This window comes from Actinoallomurus acanthiterrae (genome assembly GCF_054775715.1).
In genome coordinates, this window is sequence record NZ_BAAHCO010000001.1 from 4,968,127 (window position 1) to 4,979,009 (window position 10,883).

Genomic DNA, 10,883 nt, shown 5'->3' on the forward strand with positions numbered 1-10,883 from the left:
CGTCCGGCGGCGCCGCGTGGACGTGCCACGCCTCCGGCCGCCTCGCCCGTACGCCGGCGCCGGCGGCGGGCACCGGCCGGCCGCGGACGCGACACCGATCGACCTCGACGACGCGTACGCGCGGCTGGCCGCCACCGGCTACGACTACGGGCCCGCCTTCCAGGGGTTGCGGTCCGTCCGGCGGGGCGCCGACGGCGACCTGTACGCCGAGGTCGTCCTGCCGGGGGAGGCCGGCCCGGTGGAGGACCACACGCTGCACCCCGCGCTGCTCGACGCCGCCTTGCACGCGATCGGCATCGCCGGCGACGACGCGGGACTGCGGCTGCCGTTCAGCTGGGCCGGAGTCACCGTGCACGCCGCCGAGGCCACCGAGGTCCGCGTGCACATCCACCCGGTCGGGGCGGACACGTACGCCGTCGAGCTGACCGATCCCCAGGGGCTGTCGGTGGCGTCGGTGGCGTCGCTGTCGGTACGGCCCATTCCGGCCGACCGGCTGGCGGCGCCACGGCCGGCGCACCACGGACACCTCCTCCGGCTCGGCTGGGTACCCGCCGGCGATCGGGGCGCACCGGTGCCCGCCGGCGATCGGGGCGCACCGGTGCCCGCCGCGACGCTGGACTGCGCCGACGTGCCCCGTACCGGGAGCGTTCCGGCCGACGTGCGGGCCGTCACCGCGCACGTGCTCGACCGGATCCAGGAGCACACCGCGGCCGACGGTCCCGCCGACGCGCCGCTTCTCGTGGTCACCCACGGCGCGGTTGTCACCGGGCCCGGCGAGCCCGTCACCGACCTGGCCGGAGCGGCGGTCTGGGGACTGGTGCGGTCGGCGCAGTCCGAACACCCCGGCCGCATCGTGATCGTCGACGCGGACGCGCCGTTCGACCCGGCGGCGCTCCCGTCCGGCGAGCCGCAGCTGGCGCTCCGGGACGGCCGCGCGCTGACCCCCCGCCTGGCGCCGGCAGCCGACGCCACCGCGACCGATGCCACCGGGCCCGCGTACGGGACCGGAACCGTCCTGGTCACCGGCGGTACCGGGACGCTGGGCGGCCTGGTCGCCCGCCACCTGGTCGCCGCGCACGGTGTCCGTCACCTGCTGCTGGCCAGCAGGCAGGGCGCGGACGCGCCCGGCGCGGCCGACCTTGCCGCCGAGCTGGACCGGTCAGGTGCCCGCGTCACGGTGGCCGCGTGCGACGTGGCCGACCGGGGCGCGCTCGCCGACCTGCTCGCCGGTATCGACCCCGCGCGGCCGCTGACCGGCATCGTGCACACCGCCGGGGCGCTGGACGACGGGCTGATCTCCGCGCTGACCCCGGACCGTCTCGACGCGGTCCTCGCCGCCAAGGCCGACGCCGCGTGGCACCTGCACGAGCTGACCGCGGGCCACGACCTGGCCGCGTTCGTGCTGTTCTCCTCCGCGGCGGGGGTGCTCGGCCGGGCCGGTCAGGGCAACTACGCAGCCGCCAACGCCGTACTCGACGCGCTCGCGCAGCACCGCCGGGCCAACGGCCTGCCCGCGCACTCCCTCGCCTGGGGCCTTTGGGGCCCGGCCAGCGGTCTGACCGAGCGGCTCAGCGCCGCCGACCGCCGGGCGATGGCCGGCGAAGGCGTACGGGCACTGTCCACCGGCGAGGCCCTGGAGCTGCTCGACCGGGCGGTCGCGACGGCCGAACCGGCCTGGGTGCCGGTCGGCCTCGACCTCGCCGCGCGCAACGCGGCCGAGCCGCTCCCGCCCGTCCTGCGCGACCTGGCGCCGGCCGCCCGGCGCGTCGCAGCCCGCACCGGTGGCCCGTCCGACCTGCGAGAACGCCTCTCCCGACTCGCCCCGGAGGAACGCGAACGGACCCTGCTGGAACTCGTACGAGAACACGTCGCCGCCGTACTGGGGTTCGACTCGCCGGCCCGCGCGGACGCGCGCCGTCCGTTCCAGGACCTCGGCTTCGACTCGCTGTCCGCCGTCCGCCTGCGCAACGGGCTGAACGCGGAGACCGGCCTGCGGCTCCCCGCCACCCTGGTGTTCGACCATCCGACGCCGGCCGCCGTGGCCGGGTACCTGTCCACCGAGCTCGCCCCGGACGGCGACGCGCCGGACCCGTCCGCGATCCTCACCGGACTGCGGCGGCTCGAGTCCCAGCTCGCCGCGGCGGAACTGGACGAGATGACCAACGCCGCCGTCGCCCGGCAGCTACGCGATCTGCTCGACAGGGTCGGCGACGGCACCGGCCCGGCGGACGCCGGGCACGCCGAGCGCCTGGCGGTCGCGACCGACGACGAGATCTTCGAACTCATCGACCGCAGGCTCGGTCGCGTCGGTACCGACGCCGGGCCGGCCCAGCCGAGTGACGGGTGAACCGCATGTCCAACGAAGCGAAGCTGCGCGAGTACCTTCGGCGCGTCACCGCCGAGCTCGCCGACACCACCGACCGGCTCGACGCCCTGGAGGCGCGGGACCGCGAACCCATCGCGATCGTGTCGATGGCCTGCCGGCTTCCGGGCGCTCGCAGCCCCGAACAGCTGTGGGAACTACTGGAGTCCGGACGCGAGGCGATCGGCGAGTTCCCGACGGACCGGGGCTGGGACCTCGGCGGATTCCACGATCCGGGGTCGGCGCGCGCGGGTACCAGCCACGCCCGCGAGGGCGGGTTCCTCTACGACGCGGCCGACTTCGACGCCGGCCTGTTCGGCATCTCCCCGCGCGAGGCCACGGCGATGGACCCGCAGCAGCGGCTGCTGCTCGAGTCGTCCTGGGAGCTGTTCGAACGCGCCGGTGTCGACCCGATGGCGATGCGCGGCACCCGCACCGGCGTGTTCGCGGGCCTGATGTACCACGACTACGCCGCCCGCCTGCCCGGCATCCCCGAGGAGGTGGAGGGCCACCTCGGGAACGGGAACGCCGGCAGCGTCGCGTCGGGCCGGGTCGCGTACACGTTCGGCCTCGAAGGCCCGGCCGTGACCGTGGACACCGCCTGCTCGTCGTCGCTGGTGGCGCTGCACCTGGCCGTACGGGCGCTGCGCGCGGGCGAGTGCTCCATGGCGGTCGCGGGCGGTGTGACCGTGCTGTCGGTGCCGGACGTGTTCGCGGAGTTCTCCCGCCAGCAGGGCCTGGCCGCCGACGGGCGCTGCAAGCCGTTCGCGGCTCGCGCCGACGGCGCGGGGTTCGGTGAGGGCATCGGGCTCGTGCTGCTGCAACCGCTGTCGGACGCCGTACGCGACGGCCGCGACGTCCTGGCCGTCGTCCGTGGCTCGGCGATCAACTCCGACGGCGCGTCCAACGGGCTCACCGCGCCGAACGGGCCGGCCCAGCAGCGGGTGATCCGGCAGGCGCTCGCCTCCGCCGGCCTGGCCGCCGGCGACGTCGACGCCGTCGAGGCGCACGGCACCGGCACCACCCTGGGCGACCCCATCGAGGCACAGGCGCTGCTGGCCACGTACGGCCGTGACCGGACGGACGACCGCCCGCTGTGGCTGGGGTCGATCAAGTCGAACCTGGCGCACACCCAGGCCGCGGCCGGGATCGTCGGCGTCATCAAGATGGTCCTCGCGCTCCGGCACGGCGTCCTGCCCGCGACCCTGCACGTGGACGCCCCGACCCCGCACGTGGACTGGTCCGCGGGGCGCGTGGAGCTGCTGACCGAACCGGTTCCCTGGCCCGCCCGGCAGGATCGAGTACGGCGGGCCGGCGTGTCGTCGTTCGGCATCAGCGGCACCAACGCGCACGTCATCGTCGAGCAGGCCCCGACGCCCGAGCGGGCCCCGACGCCCGAGCGGGCCCCGACGCCCGAGCGGGCCCCGACGCCCGAGCGGAAGTCGGGCGGTGGGCCCGTACCGCTGGTGCTGTCCGGCCGGGACGCCGCGGCGCTGCGGGCCAGGGCCGCGGACCTGCGCGCGCACCTGGAGGCCCACCCCGGGCACGCCCTGGAGGACGTCGCGCACGCCCTGCTGACCACCCGGTCCGCGCTCGAGCACCGCGCGGTCATCGTCGCGACGGACCGTGACGCGGCGCTGGCCGGGCTCGACGCGGTCGCGGCGGGCACCCCGGCGCCGCATGTCGTCACCGGCACGGTGGCCGGCGACGACGCCGGCCGGGTCGCGTTCGTGTTCCCCGGCCAGGGCGCGCAGTGGGCGGGAATGTGCGGCGCCCTGCTCGACGCCTCCCCGGTGTTCGCCGCCCGCATCCAGGCCTGCGAACAGGCACTGACAGGGCTGGTCGACTGGTCTCTCACCGACGTACTGCGCCGGGCCCCGGGCGCACCCGGCCTGGATCGTATCGAGGTGCTCCAGCCGGTGCTGTTCGCCGTCATGGTCGGCCTGGCGGAGCTGTGGCGGGCGCATGGCGTGCGACCGGACGCGGTGGTCGGTCTCAGCCAGGGCGAGATCGCCGCCGCGTGCGTGGCGGGCGCGCTCGACCTGGACGACGCGATGCGGCTCGTGGTGCTGCGCAGCGACCTGTTCGCCGAGCGGCTGACCGGCAAGGGGGCCATCGCCTCGGTGGCGCTGCCCGCCGCCGAGGCGGCCGGGCTCCTCGACCACCGGGACGGCCGGCTGGCGCTCGCCGGGGTGAGCGGCCCCCGGCTGGTGACCGTCGCCGGGGACCTGCCGGCGCTGGAGGAACTGGTCGCGGACTGCGAACGGCGCTCGGTGTCCGCGCGGATCGTGCCCACCACGGTGGCATCCCACTGCGCGCAGGTCGAGCCGCTGCGCGAGCACCTGCTCGCCGCGCTCGGCGACATCACGGCGGCCGACTGCCCCACCGCCTTCTACTCGACCGTGCGCGGCGAGCCGATGCCCACCGCCCGGCTGGACGCGGAGTACTGGTACGCCAACGCCCGCGAGCCCGTACGATTCGAGGCCGCCGTACGATCCCTGCTGGACGCCGGGCACCGGGTGTTCGTCGAGGCCAGCGCGCATCCGGTGGCGCTGCTCGGGCTGCAGGAGACCGCCGAGGACCACGGCGTTCCGGTGGTCGCCACCGGGTCGTCGCGGCGCGCCGACGGCGGCCTCGACCGGTTCGTGCTGTCCCTGGCCGAGCTGTACGTACGGGGGGTCCCCGTCGACTTCGCGCCGCTGCTGCCCGCCGGCGCGCGGCGCGTCCCGCTGCCCACCTACCCGTTCCAGCGCGAACGGTACTGGCTACGCGGAGAGGCCCCGGCCCGGCCGGGTGACGGCGGGGCGGACACCGACTTCTGGGTGGCGGTCGAACGCGGCGACGTCGACGGGCTGTCCGCCGAGCTCGGGCTGTCCGACCCGGAGCCGCTCGGTGCCGTCCTGCCGCACCTGGCCGTGTGGCGCGCCCACCGGCGCGACGACCGGGCGCTGGACGCGCTCCGGTACGAGGCCGGCTGGGACCTCCTGCCCCCGGCCGCCCGCCCGGACCGGGCCGGTTCCTGGCTGCTCGTCGTGCCGCCCGAGCCGGACGAGGCGTGGCCGGCCGCGTTGGCCGGCGCGCTGCGCCGCTGCGGTGCCACCGTCACCACCGTCACGTACGACGCCACCGACGGCACGCCACCGGACCTGACCGGGCCCGGCCTCACCGGCATCGTCTCGCTGCTCCCGATGGACGAACGGCCGGCACGCGGCACCGTGTCCCGCGGTCTGCACGGCACGCTGCTGCTGCTCCAAGAGCTGGTCACGGACGGGTCGCGGGTGCCGCTGTGGTCGGTGAGCCGCGGAGCCGTCACCGCGCATCCCGCCGACGCCGCACCCGCGCCTGAGCAGGCTGCGGTCTGGGGGCTCGGCCGGGTCGCCGCGCTCGAACACCCCGGCGTCTGGGGCGGCCTGCTCGACCTGCCCGCCGCGGCCACCGAGGCGGCGGCCGACCACGTCGCGGCCCTGCTGACCGATCCACGAGGCGAGGACCAGATCGCCGTGCGCCGATCCGGTGCGTACGGCCGCCGCCTCCGGCACGCCACGCCCGCGCGAGCCGTACGGCGATGGCGGCCGCGCGGCACCGTGCTCGTCACCGGCGGCACCGGCGCCCTCGGCGGGCACGTCGCCCGCCGGCTCGCCGAATGCGACGTCGACCACCTCGTCCTGACCAGCCGGCGCGGCCCGGACGCGCCCGGCGCCGCCGACCTCAGCGCCGAACTCGAAGCGACCGGTACGCGGGTCACGGTCGCGGCGTGCGACGCCGCGGACCGCGACGCACTCGCCCGGCTGCTCGCCGAGCACCCGGTGGACGCCGTCGTCCACACCGCCGGTGTCGGGGACGCGGCCCCGCTCGCCGGCCTCGATCTCGACGCCCTTGCCGCGTCGGCGGCGGCCAAGGCGGACGGGGCCCGCCACCTCGACGAGCTCACCCGCGACCGGGAACTCGACGCGTTCGTCCTGTTCTCCTCCGGTGCCGGCGTGTGGGGCGGCAGCGGGCAGGGCGCGTACGCGGCCGCCAACGCCTACCTGGACGCCCTGGCCCACCGCCGCCGCGCGGAGGGCCGTACGGCGACGGCCGTCTCCTGGGGGCACTGGGCCGGCCCGGGCATGGCCGGCGGTGACGCCGGAGAGCAACTCGCCCGATGGGGGCTGCGCCCCATGCCCGCCGACCGGGCCGTCGCCGCGCTGTGGCACGCCCTCGACCGGGACGACACGCACGTCACCGTCGCCGACATCGACTGGGCCCGGTTCGCGCCGATGTTCACCGTCGCCCGGCCGAGCCGGCTCATCTCCGGCGTCACGGAGGTCGCGCGGCCGGCCGTGGAGGACCGGCCCGCGCCGACCGCCCTGGCCGGCCTCACCGATACCGCCGCACGGGAACGCGCACTGCTCGACCTGGTCCGTACCCAGAGCGCCGCGGTCCTCGGGCACGCCGACCCCGACGCGGTCGACCCGGTGCGGGCGTTCAAGGAGCTCGGCTTCGACTCGCTGATGTCGGTCGAGTTGCGTAACCGGCTCGGCGCGGAGACCGGCCTGACGCTGCCGACCACCGTCGTCTTCGACCACCCCACCATGCGGAGCCTGGCCGCCTACCTGTCCGGGGAGCTGTACGGGACCGCGGCCGAACCGGCGGCCACCGATCCGGGTTCCGCCCCGGCCGACGACGATCCGGTGGTGATCGTGGGGATGGCGTGCCGTTTTCCGGGTGGGGTGGGTTCGCCGGAGGGTTTGTGGCGGTTGCTGGCCGCGGAGCGGGATGTGATCTCGGGGTTCCCGGAGGACCGTGGGTGGGATCTCGATGGTCTCTATCACCCGGATCCTGAGCATTCCGGTACGTCGTATGCGCGTGCGGGTGGGTTCTTGCATGATGTGGCGGATTTCGATGCCGGCTTGTTCGGGGTGTCGCCGCGTGAGGCGGTGGCGATGGATCCCCAGCAGCGGTTGGCGTTGGAAGTGTCGTGGGAGCTGTTCGAGCGGTCCGGGATCGATCCGCGATCGCTGCGCGGCACCCCCACCGGCGTGTTCATCGGCAGCAACGGCCAGGACTACACCGCCGGCTTCGGCGCCATCCCCGAGGAGGCCGAGGGCCACCTGCTGATCGGTAACGCGGGCAGCGTGGTGTCCGGCCGGGTCGCGTACACGTACGGGCTCGAAGGCCCCGCGGTGACGGTGGACACGGCGTGCTCGTCGTCGCTGGTGGCCCTGCACATGGCGGTCCGCTCCGTCCGTTCGGGGGAGAGCGCCATGGCGGTCGCCGGCGGCGTCACCGCGATGTTCAGCCTGCGCGCCTTCGTGGAGTTCTCGCGGCAGCGGGGTCTCGCCGCGGACGGCCGGTGCAAGGCGTTCGCGGCGGCTGCCGATGGCACCGGCTGGTCCGAGGGCGTGGGGCTGGTGCTGGTGGAGCGGCTGTCGGACGCGCGCCGTCAGGGCCATCGGGTGCTGGCCGTCGTGCGGGGCTCGGCGCTGAATCAGGACGGGGCGTCGAACGGCCTGGCGGCGCCGAGCGGACCGGCGCAGCAGCGGGTGATCCGGGCCGCGCTGGCCGACGCGGGCCTGGAGCCGGCCGATGTGGACGTGGTGGAGGCGCATGGCACGGGGACGACGCTGGGTGATCCGATCGAGGCGCAGGCGGTGCTGGCCACGTATGGGCAGGGCCGGCCGGAGGATCGTCCGGTGTGGTTGGGGTCGGTGAAGTCGAATCTGGGTCACACGCAGGCTGCGGCCGGGGTGGCGGGTGTGATCAAGATGGTGGAGTCGATGCGACGCGGTGTGCTGCCCGCGTCCTTGCACATCGATGAGCCCACCCCGCACGTGGACTGGACGTCCGGTGCCGTCCAACTGGCGACCGGTACCCGGGCGTGGGAGGCCCCGGACCGCCCGCGGCGGGCGGGGGTGTCGTCGTTCGGGGTGAGTGGCACGAACGCGCACGTGATCATCGAGGGTGTCGAGCCAGGGCCCGAGCCCGAGCCTGCGCTCGTTGATGGGCCGGTGCCGTGGGTGCTGTCGGCGGCGAGTGCGGAGTCGCTGCGGGACCAGGCCGGACGGTTGGCGTCCTCGGCTGCGGGCGCGTCTCCGGTGGATGTGGGGTTCTCGCTGGTGGCGGGCCGGGCGCGGTTGGAGCACCGGGCGGTGGCGCTGGGCTCGGACAAGATCGGCGCGTTGAAGGCCCTGGCCGCCGGTGAGGTGAGTCCCGATGTGGTGCGGGGCCGGGTACGGGCGGGTGCCGGGGAGTCGGGTGTCGTGTGGGTGTTCCCGGGCCAGGGTGCGCAGTGGGCGGGCATGGCCGCTTCGCTGTTGGAGTCGTCGCCGGTGTTCGCCGAGAGGTTCGGTGAGTGCGCGGCGGCGTTGAGCGAGTTCGTGGACTGGTCGTTGTGGGAGGCCGCCGGGGACGCCGATCAGCTGGAACGCGTCGACGTCGTGCAGCCGGTGCTGTGGGCGGTGATGGTGTCCCTGGCCGAGGTATGGCGCTCGTTGGGCGTGCGGCCTGAGGCCGTCATCGGACACTCCCAAGGCGAGATCGCGGCTGCCTGCGTCGCCGGCGGCCTGTCCCTGCGTGACGGCGCCCGCATTGTGGCGTTGCGGAGCAAGGCGATCCGCCGGCTGGCCGGCCAGGGCGGCATGGTGTCGATCGCCGAGCCGGTGGCGAAGGTCGAGCGGCGCTTGGCCGCGTGGGATGGGCGGGTGACGGTGGCGGCGGTGAACGGCCCCGCTTCCGTGGTGGTCTCGGGTGATTCGGAAGCGCTCGCGGAGCTGATGGCCGGCTGTGAGGGGGATGGGATTCGGGCCCGGCGGGTCCCGGTGGACTACGCCTCGCATTCCGCCCAGGTGGAGCAGCTGCGCGGGGAACTGGCCGAGGTGCTGGCCGATGTCGAGCCGCGTACGGGTGAGGTGCCGTTCTACTCCACGGTCACCGCGGACCTGTTCGACACCGCTCGGCTGGACGCCTCGTACTGGCTGGACAACCTACGGCGGCAGGTGCGGTTCGCCGACACGATCCGCGCCGTGGCCGAGACCGGGCGCACCACCTTCCTGGAGGTCAGCCCCCACCCGGTCCTGACCCCCGGGATCGAGGAGACCCTCGACGGGGCAGAGGCCGTCGTGGTCGGTTCGCTGCACCGTGATGACGGTGACCTGCACCGCCTGGCCACCTCGGCGGCCGAACTGTTCGTCACCGGCACCGACGTCGACTTCGGCCCCCTCCTGTCCGGCGGCCGCCACGTCGACCTCCCCACCTACGCCTTCCACCACCGCCGCTACTGGCTCGACCGGCCCAAGGCCACCGGCGGATCCGGCGACCACCCGCTGCTCGACACCGTGACCGAGCTGGCCGGCTCCGGCGGGCTCGTGCTCACCGGCCGGCGCGGTCCGCGAGCACGAATGGCTCGCCGACCACCGGGTCGGCGGTGTCGCCGTGTTCCCCGGTACCGGCTTCGTGGAGCTCGCGCTCGCCGCCGCCACGCGCGTCGGCGCGGGCGGCCTCGACGAGCTGACCGTGCAGGCGCCGCTGCCACTGCCCGAGGACGGCACGGCCACCGTGCAGGTGGCGGTGGACGGCGACCGAGCCGTACGGATCTACTCCCGGCCGGACGACGACGCGCCCTGGACCCTGCACGCCGAAGGCACTCTCACCGATCGGCCGGCCGCGGAGCCGCCGGCCGATCGGCGGGCGTGGCCGCCGCCCGGGGCCGAGCCCTTGAGCCTGGAGGGGTTCTACGAGCGGCTGGCCGACGACGGATACGGGTACGGCCCGGCCTTCCAGGGTCTGCGCCGTGCGTGGCGGGACGGCGATGACCTTTACGCGGAGGTCGCTCTCGACCCGGAGCCCGCGGCCCAGGCCGACCGGTTCACCGTGCACCCCGCGCTGCTCGACGCCGCGCAGCACCTGCTGGGCCTCAGCGCCGCCGGCACCGGCGAGCCGGCGCTGCCGTTCGCCTGGAGCGGCGTACGGCTGCACCGCCCGGGCACACGGGAGCTGCGGGTACGGCTGCGCGACGGAGCGTTCTCCATCACCGACCCCACCGGCGCCCCCGTCGCGGAAATCGCGTCCCTGGCCCTCAGGCCGGTCGGCCCCGAGCAGCGCGCCGCCCTGCGCATCGCCTCGGCCGACGCGCTCCACGAGATCACCTGGACCGCGGCGCCGCGACGCGAATCGGCCGTCGACGACCTCACCCTTCTCGACTGTCCGCCGTCCCGCGAGGGCGAGGACGTACCCGCTGCGGTGCGGTCCGCGCTCACGCACGTGCTCGCCGCCCTCCAGGACCGGCTGGCCGCCGACCGCCCGGACAACGCGCGGCTCGTCGTGGTCACCCATGGCGCGGTCGCCACCGCGACCGACGACGAGATCACCGACCTGGCCACGGCCGCCGTCTGGGGCCTCGTACGCTCGGCGCAGACCGAACACCCCGACCGGTTCGTGCTGCTCGACACCGACGGCACCGTCGATCCGCGGACCGCGGCCGGGTCCGGGGAGCCCCAACTGGCGGTCCGTGACGGCCGCGTCCTGGTGCCCCGGCTCACCC

Annotated in this window: 1 protein-coding gene and 3 pseudogenes; all 4 read left to right on the plus strand. The window is 75.5% G+C overall.

Going from position 1 to position 10,883, the window contains the following annotated elements:
• Nucleotides 1–22: 22 nt before the first annotated feature.
• Nucleotides 23–2,347, plus strand: coding sequence for a type I polyketide synthase (locus ACYVF7_RS23875; RefSeq protein WP_460358076.1), 2,325 nt, complete (start codon nucleotides 23–25; stop codon nucleotides 2,345–2,347).
• 5 nt (nucleotides 2,348–2,352) lie between these two features.
• Nucleotides 2,353–6,948, plus strand: a pseudogene (locus ACYVF7_RS23880) (type I polyketide synthase); the annotation flags it as partial.
• Nucleotides 6,949–7,041: 93 nt separating this feature from the next.
• Nucleotides 7,042–9,534: pseudogene (locus ACYVF7_RS23885) on the plus strand (type I polyketide synthase); the annotation flags it as partial.
• Between the two features lie 241 nt (nucleotides 9,535–9,775).
• A pseudogene (locus ACYVF7_RS23890) lies at nucleotides 9,776–10,867 on the plus strand (polyketide synthase dehydratase domain-containing protein); the annotation flags it as partial.
• Between the last annotated feature and the right edge of the window lie 16 nt (nucleotides 10,868–10,883).